At 66.4% G+C, this 19,515-nt stretch carries 17 protein-coding genes and 1 pseudogene; 4 read left to right on the top strand and 14 right to left on the bottom strand.

Annotation, left to right across the window (positions count from 1 at the left end; translation table 11 throughout):
* Positions 1–94 precede the first annotated feature (94 nt).
* Both alaC and AC1Q7H_RS11325 read left to right on the top strand, forming a co-directional pair.
* Positions 95–1,303, top strand: a complete 1,209-nt coding sequence (gene alaC / locus AC1Q7H_RS11330; RefSeq protein ID WP_013952819.1) for an alanine transaminase — start codon at positions 95–97, stop codon at positions 1,301–1,303.
* 147 nt (positions 1,304–1,450) lie between these two features.
* Positions 1,451–3,400, top strand: a complete 1,950-nt coding sequence (locus AC1Q7H_RS11325; protein ID WP_492377991.1) for a putative Ig domain-containing protein — start codon at positions 1,451–1,453, stop codon at positions 3,398–3,400.
* Between the two features lie 49 nt (positions 3,401–3,449).
* Here AC1Q7H_RS11325 and AC1Q7H_RS11320 read toward each other — a convergent pair whose 3' ends face one another.
* The 6 genes from AC1Q7H_RS11320 to AC1Q7H_RS11295 are packed head-to-tail and all read right to left on the bottom strand — an operon-like array spanning position 3,450 to position 9,685.
* Positions 3,450–4,115, bottom strand: a complete 666-nt coding sequence (locus AC1Q7H_RS11320; protein ID WP_013952822.1) for a Crp/Fnr family transcriptional regulator — start codon at positions 4,113–4,115, stop codon at positions 3,450–3,452.
* 14 nt (positions 4,116–4,129) lie between these two features.
* On the bottom strand, positions 4,130–5,263 hold the full coding sequence (locus AC1Q7H_RS11315) for an enoyl-CoA hydratase/isomerase family protein (RefSeq protein WP_492377990.1): 1,134 nt from the start codon (positions 5,261–5,263) through the stop codon (positions 4,130–4,132).
* Positions 5,264–5,272: 9 nt separating this feature from the next.
* Positions 5,273–6,043 (bottom strand): enoyl-CoA hydratase, encoded by a 771-nt coding sequence (locus AC1Q7H_RS11310; RefSeq protein WP_492381313.1) that lies wholly within the window; start codon positions 6,041–6,043, stop codon positions 5,273–5,275.
* Positions 6,040–6,945 (bottom strand): 3-hydroxyisobutyrate dehydrogenase, encoded by a 906-nt coding sequence (gene mmsB / locus AC1Q7H_RS11305; protein WP_492377988.1) that lies wholly within the window; start codon positions 6,943–6,945, stop codon positions 6,040–6,042. The genes AC1Q7H_RS11310 and mmsB overlap by 4 nt, the downstream gene beginning before the upstream one ends.
* A gap of 37 nt (positions 6,946–6,982) precedes the next feature.
* Entirely contained in the window at positions 6,983–8,506 is a 1,524-nt protein-coding gene (locus AC1Q7H_RS11300) for a CoA-acylating methylmalonate-semialdehyde dehydrogenase (RefSeq protein WP_013952826.1), read from the bottom strand.
* A 45-nt stretch (positions 8,507–8,551) separates the two neighbouring features.
* Positions 8,552–9,685 (bottom strand): acyl-CoA dehydrogenase family protein, encoded by a 1,134-nt coding sequence (locus AC1Q7H_RS11295; protein WP_010814121.1) that lies wholly within the window; start codon positions 9,683–9,685, stop codon positions 8,552–8,554.
* Between the two features lie 152 nt (positions 9,686–9,837).
* Between AC1Q7H_RS11295 and AC1Q7H_RS11290 the strand changes: the two genes are divergently transcribed.
* Positions 9,838–10,854, top strand: a complete 1,017-nt coding sequence (locus AC1Q7H_RS11290) for an AraC family transcriptional regulator (protein WP_013952827.1) — start codon at positions 9,838–9,840, stop codon at positions 10,852–10,854.
* A gap of 780 nt (positions 10,855–11,634) precedes the next feature.
* On the opposite strand, the pseudogene AC1Q7H_RS11285 reads toward AC1Q7H_RS11290, so the two are convergent.
* The 5 genes and pseudogenes from AC1Q7H_RS11285 to AC1Q7H_RS11265 form a co-directional block, all read right to left on the bottom strand.
* Positions 11,635–12,042 (bottom strand): annotated as a pseudogene (locus tag AC1Q7H_RS11285) (DUF3158 family protein).
* A gap of 20 nt (positions 12,043–12,062) precedes the next feature.
* Positions 12,063–12,167 (bottom strand): hypothetical protein, encoded by a 105-nt coding sequence (locus AC1Q7H_RS11280; RefSeq protein WP_455423808.1) that lies wholly within the window; start codon positions 12,165–12,167, stop codon positions 12,063–12,065.
* 217 nt (positions 12,168–12,384) lie between these two features.
* Entirely contained in the window at positions 12,385–13,077 is a 693-nt protein-coding gene (locus AC1Q7H_RS11275; RefSeq protein ID WP_492377987.1) for a helix-turn-helix domain-containing protein, read from the bottom strand.
* The gene (locus tag AC1Q7H_RS11270; RefSeq protein WP_492377986.1) at positions 13,074–14,462 is read right to left on the bottom strand and encodes an MFS transporter; all 1,389 of its coding nucleotides are present in this window, start codon (positions 14,460–14,462) and stop codon (positions 13,074–13,076) included. Before AC1Q7H_RS11270 ends, AC1Q7H_RS11275 begins: the two co-directional genes overlap by 4 nt.
* 264 nt (positions 14,463–14,726) lie before the next feature.
* Entirely contained in the window at positions 14,727–15,077 is a 351-nt protein-coding gene (locus AC1Q7H_RS11265; RefSeq protein ID WP_035816801.1) for a DUF2958 domain-containing protein, read from the bottom strand.
* A 194-nt stretch (positions 15,078–15,271) separates the two neighbouring features.
* On the opposite strand from AC1Q7H_RS11265, the gene AC1Q7H_RS11260 reads away from it, so the two are divergent.
* Positions 15,272–15,574 (top strand): helix-turn-helix domain-containing protein, encoded by a 303-nt coding sequence (locus AC1Q7H_RS11260; protein WP_492377985.1) that lies wholly within the window; start codon positions 15,272–15,274, stop codon positions 15,572–15,574.
* 247 nt (positions 15,575–15,821) lie between these two features.
* On the opposite strand, the gene AC1Q7H_RS11255 is transcribed toward AC1Q7H_RS11260, so the two are convergent.
* The 3 genes from AC1Q7H_RS11255 to AC1Q7H_RS11245 form a co-directional block, all read right to left on the bottom strand.
* The gene (locus tag AC1Q7H_RS11255; RefSeq protein ID WP_492377984.1) at positions 15,822–17,033 is read right to left on the bottom strand and encodes a GGDEF domain-containing protein; all 1,212 of its coding nucleotides are present in this window, start codon (positions 17,031–17,033) and stop codon (positions 15,822–15,824) included.
* Positions 17,034–17,460: 427 nt separating this feature from the next.
* A complete protein-coding gene (gene fghA / locus AC1Q7H_RS11250; protein WP_013952835.1) occupies positions 17,461–18,303 on the bottom strand; it encodes an S-formylglutathione hydrolase in 843 nt (280 codons plus the stop codon).
* Positions 18,304–18,316: 13 nt separating this feature from the next.
* The gene (locus AC1Q7H_RS11245; protein ID WP_013952836.1) at positions 18,317–19,423 is read right to left on the bottom strand and encodes an S-(hydroxymethyl)glutathione dehydrogenase/class III alcohol dehydrogenase; all 1,107 of its coding nucleotides are present in this window, start codon (positions 19,421–19,423) and stop codon (positions 18,317–18,319) included.
* Between the last annotated feature and the right edge of the window lie 92 nt (positions 19,424–19,515).

Here is a 19,515-nt window from a genome sequence, read left to right as displayed (position 1 = left end):
GCCGCATCCCCGCTAACATGAGTCCCGGCAGCCGAGACAACGGCTGCCGACGTCGCTCGGACGGTTCCGGGCGCTTACGTAAAGGACTCCCTCCATGACTGCCGCTTCTGGCAAGCGCCGCTTTGCGCGCATCGATCGCCTTCCCCCGTACGTTTTCAATATCACCGCCGAGCTGAAGATGGCCGCCCGCCGCCGTGGCGAGGACATCATCGACATGAGCATGGGCAACCCCGATGGCGCCACGCCGGCGCATATCGTGGCCAAGCTGACTGAAGCGGCGCAGCGGCCCGATACGCACGGCTACTCGGCCTCCAAGGGCATCCCGCGGCTGCGCCGCGCGATCGCGCACTGGTACCGCGAACGCTATGACGTGGAGATCGACCCGGATACCGAGGCCATCGTCACCATCGGTTCCAAGGAAGGCCTGGCGCACCTGATGCTGGCCACGCTGGACCGCGGCGACACGGTGCTGGTGCCCGATCCCAGCTACCCCATCCATATCTACGGCGCGGTCATTGCCGGCGCGGATATTCGCTCGGTGCCGCTGGTGCCGGGCATCGATTTCTTTGCCGAGCTGGAGCGCGCCATCCGCGGCAGCTATCCCAAGCCGAAGATGATCGTGCTGGGCTTTCCGTCCAACCCCACCGCGCAATGCGTGGAGCTTGACTTCTTCGAGCGCGTCATTGCGCTGGCACGCAAGCACGATATCTTCGTGGTGCACGACCTGGCCTATGCCGACATCGTCTTCGATGGCTGGAAGGCGCCGTCGATCATGCAGGTGCCGGGCGCCAAGGACATCGCGGTGGAGTTCTTCACGCTGTCCAAGAGCTACAACATGGCGGGCTGGCGCGTGGGCTTCATGGTGGGCAACCCGGACCTGGTGGCGGCGCTGACGCGCATCAAGAGCTATCACGACTACGGCACCTTCACGCCGCTGCAGATCGCGGCCATTGCCGCGCTGGAGGGCGACCAGCAATGCGTCAGCGAGATCGCCGCGCAGTACCAGTCGCGCCGCGACGTGCTGGCGCGCGGGCTGATCGAAGCGGGCTGGCCGGTGGAGATCCCGAAGGCGTCGATGTATATCTGGGCGCGGATTCCCGAGCCGTACCGCGCGCTGGGCTCGCTGGAATTCTCCAAGCAGCTGCTGGCCAAGGCCAAGGTATCGGTCTCGCCGGGCATCGGCTTTGGCGACTATGGCGACGAGTATGTGCGCTTTGCCCTGATCGAAAACGAATCGCGCATCCGGCAGGCGGTGCGGGGCATCAAGGCGATGTTCCGGGCCGACGGGCTCGTGAAGGGCTGAGGGGCTGCGAGCGGGGCCTAATTCCGGCCTTTCATTTCCCCCGAACGGGTCATGTGGTGTGCCGCGATGCGATGCTTTAATGTTTGCGCATCGCGGCGGCCCGACAAGAAGGTCGCCGGAAAACTATAACTTCCGGGTCCTTCTGTCATGATCTCCCTTGCCAGCCGTGCGCACGCGTCCACGTATCCTGCTTGGCGGCACTTCCTCCAGTCTTGCCTCGTTGTCCTGGCCTTGCTGTGGGCAGCCATGCTGTCCGGATGCGTTGCCGAGGAAGATGCAGCAATCGAGCCGCCAGCAGGCCTCAACTACAGCATGCCATCCGCCAGCTACGTGCAAGGCGAGGCGATCGTGCCGAATCGTCCCAGCGCCAGCGGCGGTGCGATCGCCCGGTATATGGTGGCGCCGCCGTTGCCGGCGGGGCTGAGCCTCGATGAGGGCACGGGTGTCATCGCCGGGACGCCGACAACCACCACGGCTGCCACGATCCACGTTGTGACCGGCACGAACAGCGCAGGTTCGGCGACTGCCCGCGTGCAGATCGAGGTGCGCGACGGCACGGTGGCGCCGACTGGCCTGGCGTATCAGGCGTTGGCCGTCATCTTTACCGTTGGCGATCCTGTTGCCGCCAGCGGCCCCACCAGCAGCGGTGGCGCGATCACGCACTACAGCATTGCGCCCGCGCTGCCTGCCGGACTTGCCTTCGATGCGCAAACGGGTGTCATCAGCGGGACGCCCGCCGCTGCGGCCGCGCAGGCGCTCTACATCATCACGGGCACAAATTCGGCGGGCAGTACCACGACGGAACTCCGCATGGAGGTGCAGGCCGCGGTCGCGCCGCCCGCCAGCCTCCAGTACGGCAATACAGCAGCCCTGTACGTGGTGGGGGAGGTCATCGTTCCCAACCCGCCGCAAGTCACCGGCGGCGCTGTCGCCAGCTTCTCCGTTGCGCCCGCGTTACCGGGCGGGCTGAGCCTGAACACACAGACCGGCGTGATCGCCGGTACGCCACAGTCCGTGCAGATGCAGGCCAGCTACACCATCACCGCAAGCAATCGCGCGGGCAGTGTGCAAGCGCAGGTGCGGATATCTGTGACGGCGCGTGGCAGTTGGGTGGCTGCCGCACCCATGCCGCAAGCGAAGCACTACCACACGGCAACCCTGCTCGCCGACGGCAAGGTGTTGACCGCTGGCGGCATTGGTGCGGGGGGCGTGACAACAGGCGCTGCGCTCTATGACTCCAGCGTAAATGCCTGGTCTGCGACCGGAAGCCTTGGCATGCCCCGGTATGAGCACACCGCCACGCGCCTGCTGAATGGCAAGGTCCTGGTTGCTGGCGGTGCATCGGGTATCTCGACGCCACTGGCTTCGGCAGAGCTGTTCGATCCGGCTACCGGAACCTGGACCCCGACCGGCAGCCTGGCAGCGGCTCGCGTCAGGCACACGGCCACGCTGTTGCCGGATGGAAGAGTCCTGGTCATCGGTGGCAATCAGTCAGGGGTGGCGCCCCTGAGTACCGCTGAACTGTACGATCCCGCCCTCGGCGCCTGGACCGTGGCAAGTATGACTCTGACAACGCCGCGCACCCAGCATGCCGCGACACTGCTGCCGGATGGCGCCACCGTGCTCGTGGTCGGTGGTCTCAACAGCACGGGAGCGGTCCTGTCAGCCGAGTTGTTCCCCGCGAGCGGCAGTGGCGCCAGCGTGACAGTGCCGTTCCCCGGCGGGTCGCACAACGTCGTGCAGTCCGTCCTGCTGGGCAGTGGGAAGGTACTGGTCGTGGGGGACTTTGCCGGTGCCCCGCAGGCCTGGGTGTACGGTCCCGCAACGTCAGGCTGGACCGGCAGCACCATGAACGCCCGGCGTCTGTTGCCTGCCCTGATTCTGCTGGCCGATGGCAGGGTGCTGGCAGTGGGGGGAAGCCTCCCGGCAAGTGCGGAGATCTATCACCCGGATGCCAATGCCTGGACCGCAGCAGCCTCCGTGTCCGTTCCGCTCAGCGGGGTCGCCGCCGCCCTGTTGCCGGACGGGCGGGTGCTGGTGACAGGTGGCGCCGATGGCGGTGTTGAGTCCGATGCCACGGAGCTATATCTGCCCTAGCAACGTTCGCCCGTTGGCGGCGCGTAGCGATGCCGGACAGCCCCGGCGCTCAATACCGCCGCAATCCTTCCAGCTCCAGCACGTGCACGACGCCATAGTCGACGCGCACCAGCCCATGCTGCTCCAGCACCTTGAGCGCGGCATTGGCCCGCTGGCGCGAGATGCCCGCCAGCAGGCCGACTTCCTCCTGTGTCAGATGCAACGCCGGACCCAGCCCAGGACATAACACGGGATGGAATAACGTGGCCAGCGCCCGGGCCACGCGGCCTTCGATGCCGTGCAGCCGCTCATGCTCGACGGTGGCGATGAACAAGCCCAGCCGTTCGTTGAGCTGGTCTAGCAGATAGCGGTTGAAGGGCAGGCTGGTCTCCTGCAGCCAGCGGAACGTCGCCGCAGGCATGCAGGCGATGCTTGAATCGCGCAGCGCGACCACGTCATAGCGCAGCGCCTCGCGCTTGAGCAGGGAGCCTTCGCCAAGCCAGCCGCCGGCCGGCACGCCGGTCAGGGTGGCGCGCTTGCCCGATGGCGATGCGCAATGCACCTTGACCAGGCCCTGTGCGATGCCAAGCCAGTTGTCGGCCAGGTCGCCCTTGCGGCTGACATAGGCGCCTTGCGGCACGGCACGTTCACGCAGTTCGGCGCGCACGCGCTGGCGTTGTTCCGGGGTCAGTGCTGCCGCCCAGGGGCTGCACGCCAGCAGCGCGTCGAGGCTCACAATGGCGCATCCGCTCAGGCGGGCAGGGCGAGGGGCAGCGGCTGTTCGCCCGGCGCCCACCACGGCCGGAACAGCGCCTGCACGGCGGCGTCATCGACGGCGTCATAGCTGGTGATGCGCCAGTGCGGCGTGTTGTCCTTGTCGACGATCAGCGCACGCACGCCTTCGATGAAATCCCCCTGCGAAAACGTGCTGACCACCACCGCCAGCTCCATGCGGAAGCAGTCGGCCAGGTCCATGCGGCGGCCGCGCAGCAGCAGCTCGCGCGTGGCGCAGGCGGACAGCGGCGAGCGGGTGCGCAGCACGTCGATAGTGCGGGTGGCCCAGGCGGAGTAGGCCGGGTCGTCCTGGCAGGCCAGTCCGGCCAGGATCTCGGGCAGCGTTGCATGCGCGGGGAAATGCCGCAGCAAGGCCGGCAGCACTTGCAGGAGCGGCGCGCCGGCGGCGCTGGCGACGTGCTCGCGCACCAGCGCATGGCGCAGGTCTGACAGCGTGTCATCGCCCCAGGCGATGCCGGCGAGGGTCTGCTCCAGGCCAGCCAGCGTGGCGCTGTCGACCGCGGCGTCGGCCAGCCCGCACAGCAGGGCATCGGCCGCGCCGATGGTGACCCCGGTCAGCCCCAGGTACAGGGCCAGCTGCACCGGCAGCTTCGACAGGAAATGGCTGGCGCCCACGTCCGGCACCAGGCCGATGCCGGTTTCGGGCATGGCCACGCGCGAGCGTTCGGTGACGAGGCGCAGGTGCGCGGCTTGCGCCAGGCCCATGCCGCCGCCCATGACGATCCCGTCCATCAGCGCCACCAGCGGTTTGGGGTAGCGGTGCAGGCTGTAGTCGAGCGTGTATTCGTCGATAAAGAAGCGCTGGTGCAGTGGGGTGCCGTCGCGGTAGCTGTCGGTCAGCGCGCGGATGTCGCCGCCGGCGCAGAAGGCCTTGGGGCCGGCGCCGCGCAGCACCACTGCGCGGACGGCATCATCCTGCGCCCAGGCTTCCATTTGCGCACCGAGCGCGACGATCATCGGGTACGACAGGGCATTGAGCTGGCGCGGCCGGTTCAGCGTGGCAACGCCGACACCGTTGACGACCTGGAACAGCACCTCCGGCTCGGCGGCATCCAGGTTGGCGGCCTTGGTCTCTTCAGTCAGGCGCATGGCGGACTCCTAGGCGTTGCGCCATTGCGGCGTTCGTTTCTCGAGGAAGGCGTTGACCCCTTCGCGCTGGTCGGCATCGTCGAACAGGTCGACAAAGCGCTCGCGCTCGAGTGCCAGCGCGGACTGGCGCGGCACGCCCTGGCGCGCCAGATGTACCAGCCGCTTGCTGTGCGCGGCGGCCCGGGGACTGACGTTGCAGGCGCGCTCAGCCATCGCCAGCGCGGTGGCGAAGGCCTGGTCGCGCGGCACGACTTCCTCCACCAGGCCAATGCGCAACGCCGTGGCGGCATCCACGCGCTCGTTGGTCAGGATCATGCGCTTGGCCCAGCCTTCGCCCACCAGCCATGGCAGGGTCTGCGTGCCGCAGCCGCACGGCAGCAGGCCGACCGCGGCTTCGGGCAGGGCCATCTGCGCGTGTTCCTCGGCAATGCGGATATCGCAGGCCAGGGCGCATTCCAGGCCGCCGCCCATGGCATAGCCGTTGATCGCGGCGATCACCACGGGCCGCGCGTTCTGCAGTGCCTCGAAGGCGCTGCCGAACTGCTGCGCCATCACGCGGGCATGGGCGCGGTCGCCCTCGGCAAAGCCGTTCAGGTCCGCGCCGGCGCTGAAGAACTTCGCGCCGGCACCGGTGACCACCACGGCGCGCACTTCGGGGTTGGCGTCGATCTTTGCCACCAGCTCGCGCAGCTGCTGCAGGCCTTCTGCAGTGAAGGCGTTGGCGGGCGGGCGGCTCAACGTCAGCGTGGCGACGTGGCCTTGCAGGGCGAACTCGATCATTGCTTGGATTCCTTGTCAGCGGCGGACAGGTACTGGCGGATCACGCCGGAGAAGTCGAGCTGGCCGTCGCCGGCATGGCTCACGGCCTGGTAGACCTGCTGCGCCAGCGCGCCCAGGAACAGCGGCTGCTTCACGCTGCGCGCGGCGTCGTTGGCCAGGCCCAGGTCCTTGAGCATCAGGTCGGCGCCAAAGCCGCCGGTGTAGCCGCGCCCGGCCGGCGCGGTCTCGATCACGCCGGGCCAGGGGTTGCAGGTATCCGAGGCCCAGCAGCGGCCGGTGGAGGTATTGACGATGCCGGCCAGCACGTTGGCGTCGATGCCGAGCTTGACGCCCAGCGCCATCGCCTCGGATACGCCAATCATGGAGATGCCGAGGATCAGGTTGTTGCAGATCTTGGCGACCTGGCCGGTGCCGGTGCCGCCGCAGTGGACCAGGTTGCGCCCCATGCCGGCCAGCACCGGGCGCACCTGGGCGAACAGCGCTTCGGAGGCGCCGACCATGAAGGTCAGCGTGCCGGCCTGCGCGCCAACGGTGCCGCCGGAGACCGGTGCATCGGCCAGCGCATTGCCGTGCGCCTCGGCGGCAGCGGCCAGTTCGCGCACGGTGGCGGGGTCGATGGTGCTTGAGTCCACCAGCGGCACGCCCGGGCGCACGCCCGCCAGCACGCCTTCCGGGCCCAGGTAGGCGCTGCGCACATGGGCGGCGGCGGGCAGCATGGTGATGACAAAGTCCGCTTCGGCCACCGCCTTGCGGGCGGAATCCGCGGTGGCGGCGCCCTCGGCGCACAGCGACGCCACCGCCGCAGCGTTGAGGTCGAATACGGTCAGCGTATGGCCGGCCTTGAGCAGGTTGCGCGCCATGGGCGCGCCCATGTTGCCCAGGCCGATGAAGGCGATATGCATGGGGTCTCCTTCCGTGTCGTTCTTGAATGTCGGCCGATTACTTCAGGCTGATGGTGGTGTTCACCCCATCGTTGACCGTCGCGTCATCAAACCACCGCGCCGTCACCGTCTTGGTCTGCGTATAGAACTGCACCACCTGCTTGCCATACGGACCCAGGTCGCCCAGCTTGGAGCCACGCGATCCGGTGAAGCTGAAGTAGGGCACCGGCACCGGGATGGGGATGTTGATGCCGACCTGGCCCACGTCGATCTCGCTCTGGAACTTGCGCGCCGCGGCGCCGCTCTGCGTGAACACGCCGGTGCCGTTGCCAAACGGGTTGCGGTTGACCAGGGCGATGGCCTCGTCAAGCGTATCGACGCCGACCACCACCAGCACCGGCCCGAAGATCTCTTCGGTGTAGATCGACATGTCGGTCCGGACATCGGTAAAGATGGTCGGGCCGATGAAGTTGCCCTGCGGATAGCCCGGCACCTCCACGCCACGGCCATCCAGCACCAGCGTCGCGCCTTCGCGCTCGCCGGCGGCGATGAGGCCGAGGATCCGTTCTTTTGCCGCCACCGATACCACGGGGCCGACATCGGTGCCAGCCTCGGCGCCGGCGCCGACTTTCAGGGTCTTGGCGCGTTCGACCAGGTCGGGCACCCAGTCGCGTGCCGCCCCCACCAGCACGATCACCGAGGTGGCCATGCAACGCTGGCCGGCCGCGCCGAAGCCTGCACCGGCCAGCGCGTTCAGCGTCTGCTCCTTGTGCGCATCAGGCAGCACGACAGCATGGTTCTTGGCGCCCATCATCGACTGCACGCGCTTGCCGTGCGCGCCGGCCAGGTTGTAGACGTGGGTGCCAACGGCGGTCGAGCCCACGAACGACACGGCCTTGATGTCCGGGTGCGTGCACAGCGCATCGACCACGTCCTTGGCGCCGTGCACCACGTTCAGCACGCCCGGCGGCACGCCGGCTTCCAGCGCCAGCTTGACCAGCTCCACGGTGGACAGCGGGTCCTGCTCCGAAGGCTTGAGCACGAAGGTATTGCCGCAGACGATCGCCATCGGGAACATCCACAGCGGAATCATCGCCGGGAAGTTGAACGGTGTGATACCCGCGCAGACGCCGATCGGCTGCTGCAGCGTGTAGGTGTCGACGGTGGCGGCAACGTTCTCGGCAAAACCGCCTTGCTGCAGGGTGCCGATCGAACAGGCGTGTTCCACCACCTCCAGCCCGCGGAAGATGTCGCCCTCGGCATCGGCCAGGGTCTTGCCCTGCTCGGCGGTCAGGATGGCGGCGATACGCTTGCTGTGCTCGCGGATCAGTGCCTGCAAGCGCAGCATGACGCGCAGCCGCGCGCCGATGGGCGTATGGCGCCACGTGGCAAAGGCGCGGTGCGCGGCGCCCACGGCAGCGGCGACCTCGCTTGCTGTGGCCAGCGGCACGCGTGCGAGCACCTCCTGCGTGGCGGGATTGACCACGTTGCGGAACTCGGTGGCGGACGAATCCACCCATTCGCCATTGATCAGCAGCGGCACGGTCGGCACGGCATTGTCGGTCTTGGGCACGGCAGTCATGGTTGTCTCCGGAAGGTCTGGTTCTGTTGGCAAGGGATGGTGGGACTACAGGCTGCGCGCGATCAGCATGCGCTGGATCTCGCTGGTGCCTTCGTAGATCTGGGTGATGCGGGCGTCGCGGTAGTGACGCTCGACCGGGTAGTCTTCGAGATAGCCGTAGCCGCCGTGGATCTGCAGCGCCTTGGAGCACACGCGCTCGGCCAGCTCCGACGCATACAGTTTGGCCTGGGAGGCTTCGGACAGGCACGGCACGCCTTCGCTGCGCATGCGCGCGGCGCGGTGCACCAGCAGGCGCGCGGCGTTCAGCTCGGTGGCCATGTCGGCCAGCATGTTGGCGATGGGCGGGTGTTCGCGCAGGGCGCGGCCGAACTGGATGCGTTCCGATGCATAGCGGCACGCCGCCTCGAAGGCCGAGCGCGCAATGCCGATTGCCTGCGCGGCGATGCCGATGCGCCCGCCTTCCAGGTTTGACAGCGCGATGCGGAGGCCCTCGCCGGGCTCGCCCAGCAGTGCGTCGTGCGGTACGGTGCAGTCTTCCAGCGTGATCGCGCAGGTGTCCGAGGCTCGGATGCCCAGCTTCTTCTCGGGGGCGTGGACGATGAAGCCGGGGGTGTTTGTGGGGACCAGGAAGGCCGAGATGCCCTTCTTGCCGCGCTCGGGCTCGGTCGAGGCGAACACTACGGCGACACCGGCGCGCTGGCCGTTGGTGACGAACTGCTTGCTGCCGTTGAGCACCCAGCCGTTGTCGGTGAAGCGGGCGCGCGTGCGCAGGTTGTGCGCCTCGGAGCCGGCCTGCGGCTCGGTCAGGCAGAACGCGCCGATCAGCTCGCCGCTGGCCAGGCGCGCCAGGTAGCGTTCTTTCTGCGCATCGGTGCCATAGTGCAGGACCGGCCCGCAGCCGACCGAGTTGTGCACGCTCATCATGGTGGCGCAGGCGGCGCAGCCGGCGGCGATTTCTTCGATGGCCAGCGCATAGGCGACGTAGTCGGTATAGGTGCCGCCCCATTCCTCGGGCACGATCATGCCCAATAGCCCCAGCGCGCCCATTTCGGCGACGACTTCATCGGGCAGGCGGCCGTCGCGGTCCCATTGCGCGGCGCCCACGGCCAGCCGTTCGCTGGCAAAGGCGCGCGCGCTGTCGCGGATCATGGTTTGCTCTTCGGTATAGTCGCTGTGCATGGCAGTTAGGGGTGGGCGTTTTGAGCCGCGCGGCAAGTCAGGCAGAATGCGCGCTTGGCGTTTGACCTGCGGGCAGTGTAGGAACGCCGGGGGCGGGCTCCTATGCCAAAATCCGCCAATCTTCTTGAACTCGTTTGCCACCCGCCAGCGCCATGGAAAAAGGCAGTGTCGCCATCTGTTTCGTCCACCACGCCATCGCGGGGCTGCGCGCGCGTGGCATCGACCCCGATCCGGTGCTGCGTAGCGCCGGCATTGCGCCGGCGCTACTGGCGGTGCCGCAGGCGCGCGTCTCGTCCGCCAGCTACAGTGAGCTGTGGATGGCCGTGGCGGCGGCGCTGGACGATGAGTTCTTCGGGCAGGATTCGCGCAGCATGAAATGCGGCAGCTTTGCCATGCTGTGCCACGCGGTGGCCGGTAGCCGCACGCTTGCGCAGGGGCTGGAGCGCATCACGCGGTACTTCCGGCTGCTGCTGGATGATATCGGCGTGCGGCTGGAGCGCCACGGCGATGAGGCCGCGCTGGTGCTGACCGCGCCCTGCGCGCACCTGGGGCGGCAGCCCGGCGTGTTTGCCAAGGAAACCATGCTGATCATGCTGCATGGCCTGATGAGCTGGCTGCTGCGGCGGCGCGTGCCGGTGCGGCTGGCGGCCTTCGACTACGACGAGCCGCCGTACAGCGCCGAATACCGCGTGATGTACTCGCGCCAGCTGGCCTTCGACCAGCCCGCCACGGCGCTGGTGTTCGACGCTGCGCTGCTGGACCAGCCGGTGCGCCAGGACGAGCGCAGCCTGAAAGCCTTCCTGCGCGATGCGCCGCACAACGTGGTGGTCAAGTACTCCGACCGCGCCAGCGTGGGCGCACGGGTGCGCCGGCTGCTGCGCAACCAGCGGCCCGAGCTGTGGCCCACCTTCGACGCGCTGGCGGTCAGCCTGAACCTGTCGGCCTCATCGCTGCGGCGCCGCTTGATGGACGAGGGCGTGAGCTACCAGGACCTGAAGGACGGGCTGCGGCGCGACCTTGCCATCGAGGCGTTGAGCCACTCCGGGCGCCCCGTGGCGGATATTGCGGCGGAACTCGGATTTGCCGAGCCGGGCGCGTTCCACCGGGCATTCCGGCGCTGGACCGGATCGCGCCCCGGCGCTTACCGTAAGTTTGCGGACGAAGCCTGACCGCGGCCGATCGGTCAAAGTGGACGGGGCTAAACTGGCTTTGGCCTCGAGGGATTGAAGGTCCTGCTGCGGGCCGGGGCTGGGGTGGTCTCGGCCGATGAGGCTCTGGTGATCGAGCGCAGTCCGCCACACGTCCAAGCGCGGTGCGGCCCAAGCTCATTACTTCGCTGCAACTCGCTGATCGCGTGCCAAACCGCATCGTGTCCGTACCGCCTTGCGCCGGCGCGGCGCCGCTTTCTTATCCGGCAAGAAAACAACAGGCCTAAAGCATGAAGCCCTCAGCCTTGGACGAAGGCACCACCTGTGGGCTGTAGCAATCCTTGGCTGTCGTCAAAGCTGTTTGCTCCAGCAGTTGCACTCGACCCGTATCGTGGCTGGGGTCGACATCCGTGGGCACACATCCGCTGGCCTTCTGGCCTCGCATGTCCATGACAGCACCGCGAGGCGCGCACCGTTGCAGAAGGTGACATGCGCTGGCGTATCCCGCGGGATGCGGGAGCTTGGCTCCGCCGTCGAATACAGCCGGCGTGGCGCGGGTTCGTGGGCGTCAGCGTGACCTGTCATGATGACCTGCAAGATGCACGCCGCCTGCGCGACGTGCCGCGCTGCCTCTCCGAGATCTTCAGCGTGGGTTTCTCTGGGCATGAAGCCTTCTTGCAAATGTGCAGTTCATCGGATGCACAACAGCATGAATGCCTTGGATGAGACCGGCAGCAAGAAAGCTGGACGGCATGGATACCGACTTATGATCGATGGGAAACGGTTGCCGCAGTGGTAGCGTCAATGGCGGCAGCCTGCGGGGCGAGAAACTCGCCTCACGAGGGCGGGTGGAACCCGGTGGGACCGCAGTAAGACTACCCCCAAGGGGATGCCCAGGATACGCCACAGGTGAATCGCCTCGGCCCGTGCCATGTTGCTAGTGCATTCCTTGGCGTGGCGGGCGATGCTGTGGGTCAGGCTTATCTGCATGTTGAGCGCGATGCGCCACAGCTACATCACATACAGGTCGTCGTCGATCAGCGAGTCCGGTATTACGAGGCGGCCGAGCAGCGACTCCCACAAGGCCACGCCCATGGATGAGCAGTCAATATAGCGCCAGCGCAGGAGAGTCGTCCCTGCGCCAATGGTTTTCGTGGCCAGTTGCACATCGAGCAGGTCAAATGGGTAGGCGCTTGCCTGGGGCAGCACGCGCCGCTGTGCCAGGACGATCAAGCTGGCGCGCAGCGCCAAGTCATTGGCTGGTCAAGGCCTCCAGACTCTCCCTTACCTTTAAAAGGTTGTAAAAGGCCTTTTAGGTAGGCTACGTGTTCCAGCCGTTGGAAGGCCGGCTGTGCCAGCTATCCCCTGGGGATAGCTGGCAGTGTTCGGCTAGTTCATGGGCTGTGCACGCTGTACCTCTCGTGCTCAATACCAGGCGACCTGTTTGTCAGTGCGCGTCTGCCTTCTTCCTCAAGCCCCATGCCTGGGGCGAGTCGGATGGTTGGGCTTGGAGCGGCGCTTGCAAGCGCGAATCTTGACCCTTCAGCCCTTCTACAGACGGATATCAACGGAAGCTGGCGTGGCGAATAGCTTTGGTTCCTTGCCGAGCGGAAATCCGATCACGTACAGGACGTTAGCTGGCATTGGCCTGTCCGGGTCCGAGCCCCCCTTCAGCAGCACTTGGCGCTCGGCATAGCAGAGCGAAACGCCAAGGGTCTTGAGCACATCGATGTTGGCTTGCATCGTGTCCGACGCCTCGCGCTTCTGCGCTTCGGTGTAGGCGTCCAGGCCATCCCGGTAGTCGCGGAAATATTCCATCAGCGCGGCGAAGCGTTTATCCGCTTCGCCGCCCATCTCGAAGGCCAGCTCCGACATGTCCATCGTGCTGGTCTGCGCCAGCTCGGCCAACTGCTTACCCGTGGTCAGCGGAATCGCCGCGAAGGTGACGTGCTCGAGGTCGAACTGTTCCTGCGCAGCCTTGAGTTCGTCTTCCGGTGGAATCGCGAATGGCTTGTTAAGCGCGTCGATGTCCAGGAAATCGAACGCGCTGGCCAGCGCCCGGCAGATGTCGGGGCCAGCGGGCCAGCCTTGTTCGACGCGCTGAACGGTTCGCACGTTGAGTCCTGCGATCACGGCTAGCTGCTCTTGCGTCCATTGCCGGGCGTCGCGAAATACCTTGATGCAGACAGCCAGCTCGGCGGGAGTCAGTAGGCGTACTGGTGGCGTGTTTTCCGTCGCATTCATTTCGTTGCTCCTTCGTTATCGACCGACTGGCCAGCCGTTCTGGCCACGCCATTGCGCATGGCATGGCCGCATTTAGCGAGGGGCCAGAGCGCTAGCGAGAAGCCGACAGCTGCCAGTACTGCCACATAGTGAGCCGGCGCCATTGCGTCGTGCTGTAGCCACAGCGTGAGAATCATCGGCGTGAGGCCGCCGAAGACTGCGTAAGACATGTTGTAGGCAAACGAGAGACCGGTGAACCGCACTGGTGCCGGAAAGGCGCGCACGCCGGCAATCGGCACGGTGGCGATGGTGCCGACGAACAGACCCAGCAGTCCGTAGTGCCAGAACAGCGTGCCAGGCGTGCCGGGCAGGCTGCCGTAGAAGAGGTAAGCGGTCATGAGAAGTCCGCCCCAGCCGATCAGCATGACGGCGCGGGTGCCGATGCGGTCGCATGCCCAGCCGACGATTACGCAGCCGATGGTCAGCGTGAGGGTGGCGAACGCATTGGTCTCGAGCGCGAGCGCGGCGGGTATGTGGTGCACCTTCTGTAGGTAGGCGGGCGTGTACAGGACCACCACGACGATAGAGGTAGAAAGTACCCAGGTCAGCAATGCGACGAACAGACTGGCCGAGCGGTGCTCGCGCAGCACGGTGCGGATCGGGAGTTCGCGCGCCAGATTGCTGCGCTCAGCCACCTCGCGGAACACGGGGGTCTCATGAAGAAACCGGCGCAGGTACACCGACACAAGTCCGAAGACGCCGCCCAGGATAAAAGGGATGCGCCAGGCGAAATCGCTCACCTGCTCAGGCGTGTAGTGGCGATTGATGGCGACCGCCACGAGCGAACCCAGCAGGATGCCACCCGTGATGCCCGAGGTCAGGGTCCCGATGCCGAAACCGTAGTGCCGGCTCGGCACGTGTTCGCCGACAAACACCCAGGCACCAGGCATCTCGCCACCGATGGCCGCGCCCTGCAGCACGCGCATCGCCAGCAGCAGCAGCGGTGCCGCGACGCCGATGCTGGCGTAGGTGGGCAGCAGGCCGATCATCAGCGTGGGCGCGGCCATCAGCAAGATCGACAGCGTGAACATGCGCTTGCGGCCAAGCCGGTCACCAAAGTGGGCGATCACGATGCCGCCCAGCGGGCGTGCCAGGTAGCCGGCGGCGAAAATGCCGAACGTCTGCAGTTGTCGCAGCCAATCTGGCATGTTGGGCGGGAAGAATAGCGCGCCCAGCACCGTGACGAAGAAGACGTAGATGACGAAGTCGTAGAACTCGAGCGTGCCGCCGAGGGCGGCAAGACCCAAGGTCTTGTAGTCGCGAGCAGCCAGCGTGCGTGCCGGAACGGGCAAGACGCCGCCCGGTACGCTCAGGGGATTCACATGGGGTTCTTGTTGTGGATTCACGTTCGGTCCTCGTCAGGTAGTGATCAATGGACTTCGGTCAGGGCTGGTCCTTTTGAGACCAAGACCCCATTGGTTGCGCGTGAGCGATGCCGATCAGGCATGTGCCACGCTGCATGGAAGCACCAGGGCATCAAGTGGTGCCAACGCCATCGGTCTTTCCATGTTGTTTGCGCTGAGCGAACAGCGGCAGCCCCCGCTGCAACTACTAATGGGGCGCCGTAGGGGCTGCCTGGGCAGCCATCAGGAGTGGACCAACCGGATCGGTCAGTCGGGAATCGAGCCGTCGAGCTGCGCCAGCTGCGCATACGCCGATAGCGGTCGCGTTGGCCTAAAGTACAGGTCCCGGAGAATCGGCCTCTTGAGCGGCCCGACGATGGATGCAAGGTCGGACAGCCTTACATGGCCTAGTTCGGGCATGCCGATACCCACGTCGCACAGACCATAGGCGGTGTCACCATCGGCCGGGTCGAGCGCGGCCAAGACCCATGTCGCATGCGCGTCAGGGGTAAACAGCCGCACCACGGGCCGCGGGTCGCCAGCGTGGCCGGCTGCGTATGCTTGGCCGTTTGCGAGCAGCTGTGCGCGTTGTTCGACGGTGATCAGGGATTTGATCATTTCGTTGCCTCCTGGAAGGTTCACTTCACAGAGGAGCGAGGCGATACTGGGCTCGGCAATTGCCGCCTTGCCGTAATCAGATGAAGCCCCGCACCCTCTTGGTCATCCCAAAGAATTTGAATACTACCAAATCGGTAGTATTTGCACCAGCACAACGCCGGACGATTCCTGTCTTCACCAACTAGAAGGCAGAAATGTCAGTACTCGCGAAACGACTTAAGGAGGCGCGGCATCGTGCCGGGTTATCGCAAGAAAAGCTGGGGATTGAATCCGGGCTGGACCCTATGTCTGCCAGCACGCGAATGAATCGGTACGAGCTCGGGAAAAGAACGCCCGATTGGCTGCTTGTAGAAAGGTTAGCAGCCGTGCTGAAGGTGCCCACGTCCTATTTCTATGCGTCAGCAGACGACGAAGCCGAGTTGCTGCTTGTATTTCATAGGCTTCCAAAGAAGCATCGAGCCGCTGTGATTGCGTTTGCAATCGAGAATGCGCCTTAATTATCATATTTCGTGCTGCGCCGCGATGCCGAGCCTGCTGTTCCAGCATGGCATGCGGGTGCTGGTCGCGGGCAAACACGGTGCAGCGACGAAGGGCGTGTGCCACCGAGGGCGAGCGCGCCTTGTTTAGCCTTGAGGCCCGGAGCATCGGCATCCGGAGGTACCGCCGACGCTGAGCGTCACGCATGACAGCGGAAGGTAGTTGTCGTTCTCAATCACCGCCGCGGGCGACTGTAGCAATTAGCAGTCAGAGCGTGTGCGCGCCTTCTGGTGCGGTCTGCGTGGCCAAGTCTGGTACGCTATGCGCTGCGATACGATTGCGCCCGCCCACCTTGGCGCGATACAGCGCCGCATCGGCACGCGCGCTCAGCTGCGCCAGCGTCAGGCCCGGATGCCAGCCGGCGGTACCGCCGCTGACGGTATAGCGCACGGTGTGGCTGTTGCCGTCCGACGCGACCGTCGTGACAGCTTGGCGCTGCACGCTGGCGCGGATGCGCTCCGCCACCGCGCTGGCACCCGCCTCGCCGGTCGCGGGCAGCAGCACCATGAACTCTTCGCCGCCGAGGCGGCCCAGCAGGTCGCCGGGCCGCAGTTGCGCCGCCGCCAGTCTTGCGAACGCCTGCAGCACGACATCGCCGGCCGCGTGGCCGTAGGTGTCGTTGACCGACTTGAAATGGTCGATGTCGACGATCAGCATCGCGGGGGCCGGATTGCCGCCGGCGGCGCGCGCCAGCTCGCGCTGGGCGCCTTCCTCGAACGCCTTGCGCGACAGCACGCCCGTCAGCGTATCGGTATTGGCGACCGCTTCAAGCCGGCGCACGATGGCGTCATGGATCATCAGCACCGCGCCCATGGTCATCGCCGGCATCACCAGTGCGCCCAGGGTCAGAAAAACTGTGTTGACCAGCATCGATTCCTGCAGGTAGGGATTGCCCAGCCACTGCAGCGCGGACAGTGTGCCGCGCACTGCATGGCCGGTGGCGAAGAACAGCGCGAAGCAGGCGGTCGTGATAAAGAACCGTGCCGATTGTCCGCGCGGGCGGCGGCGCAGCAAGGTCAGCCCGACCAGCGCGCACAGCACCGCATGGAAGACCGAGACAATGACGACGCGCGTGGTGAAGACGTCGACGGCATAGCGCCAGACAATCACGCCCGCAGTTGTCACCGCCGTTGCCGCCAGCAGCCGCCGCCACGGCGGCACGCCGCCACAGAAGCGAACGCTGCCGGCGTAGAACAGCGCCAGCGACCACGCCAGCGCGGCGTTGGCAACGCCGACCGACAACAAATCCGGAATCATGCTGCGCAGCGAGAACAGCACCAACGCTCCGGTTGCGGTCAGGTTGGCATTGCACCATTCGCCCACGCCGGGCAGCTCGCAGCGGCGCAGCGACCACACGATGGCCAGCATCATGGCGCTGAGCGCAGTCGTGATGGTGAGCAGGGCGATCGGCACGGACATCGGACAGGGGCTGGCGGCGGCGTGGCTGGAATGCGCCGGACCGGCGCGACCCGTAATGATAAGGGGCGAGCGGGCCCTGCGGGCGCCGCCGGGGGGCGCCGTCGCGCTGTCCGTGGCATTTGAGGCGGCCGCCTCCTGTGCCGGGGCTGCCGCGGCGCCTGGGCTAGTCGCTTCGTCGTGGCGCTTCGCGCGGCTAGTCGGCGCACAGCGCCGGGTCATTGCGCAACAACCACCGCGCGGCGATCAGCAGCGCTGCCAGGCAGCCGAGGATATAGCCGCCGAGGGAGACGACGTGGTTCATGATGTGACCCCATCTTGTTCCGGCTCTGGGGCCGGTCGAGCAGCAATTATGGGGTCGGGCCCGGCACCGGGCATCCCCTGATTGGGGGGCGGTGCGGGGCAGTGGGTGCGTTTGAGCGCTCAGGCGCTAGAGCTGTCCGGCGTGATGCCGGATGTGGTCGGCGATAAAGGTCGTAATGAAGTAGTAGCCGTGGTCGTAGCCGCTATGCCGGCGCAGCGTCAGCGGCTGGCCGACGGCCTGGCAGGCCGCCGCGAATGCTTCCGGATGCAGCTGGCTTTGCAGGAACTGGTCGTCCAGTCCCTGGTCGACCAGGATGCCGGCCGGGAAGGGCGCGCCCTGCTGGCGTGCCATCAGCTCGCTGGCGTCATATTCGGCCCACGCGGCGCGGTCGCTGCCCAGGTAGCCAGTAAAAGCCTTCTCCCCCCACGGGCAGCGTGACGGCGCGGCGATCGGCGCAAACGCCGACACCGAGCGGAAGCGCTGCGGATGGCGCTGTGCCAGCACCAGCGCGCCGTGCCCGCCCATGGAATGCCCGAAGATGCCGACACGGCCGGCATCGCCCGGCAACGCGGTGGTGACCAGCCCGAACAGCTCGTCGGCCACGTAGCTTTCCATGCGCCAGTACTCCTGCCACGGCGCCTCGGTGGCATCGACATAGAACCCGGCACCCACGCCGAAGTCCCAGGCATCGGCCTCGCCCGGCAGGCCCGCGCCGCGCGGGCTGGTATCGGGCGCCACCAGCATCAGGCCGTGCTCGGCGGCAAAGCGCTGCGCACCGGCCTTGATCATGAAGGTTTCTTCGGTGCAGGTCAGGCCGGCCAGGTAGAACAGCACCGGCACCTTGCCGCCTCCCTGCGCCTGCGGTGGCAGGTAGACCGAGAAACGCATCGGCAGCCCGATGGCCGCCGAGTCATGCCGATAGAAGCGCTGCACGCCGCCGTAGCAGCCGTGTTGCGAGATCAGTTCCATGTCGGCGCCGTCCTCAGTACAGCACCACCGAGCGGATCGACTCGCCGCGCTTCATCAGGTCGAAGCCCTCATTGATGCGCTCCAGCGGCAGCGTGTGCGTAATCAGGTCGTCGATATTGAGCTTGCCTTCCATGTACCAGTCGACAATCTTGGGCACATCGGTGCGCCCGCGCGCGCCGCCAAAGGCCGAGCCCTTCCATTCACGCCCCGTCACCAGCTGGAACGGACGCGTCGAGATCTCCGCGCCGGCCTCGGCCACGCCGATGATGATCGACTTGCCCCAGCCCTTGTGGCAGCACTCCAGCGCCTGGCGCATGACCTGCGTGTTGCCGATGCATTCGAACGAATAGTCAGCACCGCCGTCGGTCAACTGGATGATGTGGTCGACCACGTTCTCCACGTCCTTCGGGTTGATGAAATGCGTCATGCCGAACTTGCGCGCCATGGCTTCGCGGCCAGGGTTCAGGTCCACGCCGATGATCTTGTCGGCGCCCACCATCTTGGCCGCCTGGATCACGTTCAGGCCGATGCCGCCGAGGCCGAACACCACCACGTTGGCGCCGGCTTCCACCTTGGCGGTGAACAGCACCGCGCCCACGCCGGTGGTGACGCCGCAGCCGATATAGCAGACCTTGTCGAACGGCGCATCCGGGCGGATCTTGGCCAGCGCGATCTCCGGCACCACGATGTGGTTGGCGAAGGTCGAGGTGCCCATGTAGTGGAAGATCGGCTTGCCGTCGATCGAGAAGCGCGAGGTGCCGTCCGGCATCAGGCCCTTGCCCTGGGTGGCGCGGATTGCCTGGCACAGGTTGGTCTTGCGCGACAGGCAGAACTTGCACTGGCGGCATTCCGGCGTGTACAGCGGGATCACGTGGTCGCCCGGCTTGAGCGAGGTGACGCCAGGGCCGACGTCGGTGACGATGCCTGCGCCCTCGTGGCCCAGGATCGCCGGGAAGATGCCTTCCGGGTCGGCTCCAGACAGTGTGTAGTAGTCGGTATGGCAGATACCGGTGGCCTTGACTTCCACCAGCACTTCCCCGGCGCGCGGGCCGTCCAGGTCCACGTCTTCAATGGTCAGCGGGGCACCGGCTTTCCAGGCGATGGCGGCTTTGGTTTTCATGGGGGAGTCCTCCGGGATCAGGAATGTGGGGGGGGGCTTGCAGGCTGCGCGGCGACGGCCGGCGCGGCGCGGGGGCAAGCCAGGTCCGAGGA

The sequence above is a fragment of the Cupriavidus sp. GW823-FHT06D04 genome (assembly GCF_058795055.1).
The sequence above is the reverse complement of the archived record's forward strand: the minus strand, read 5'-3'. Positions and strand labels throughout refer to the sequence as shown.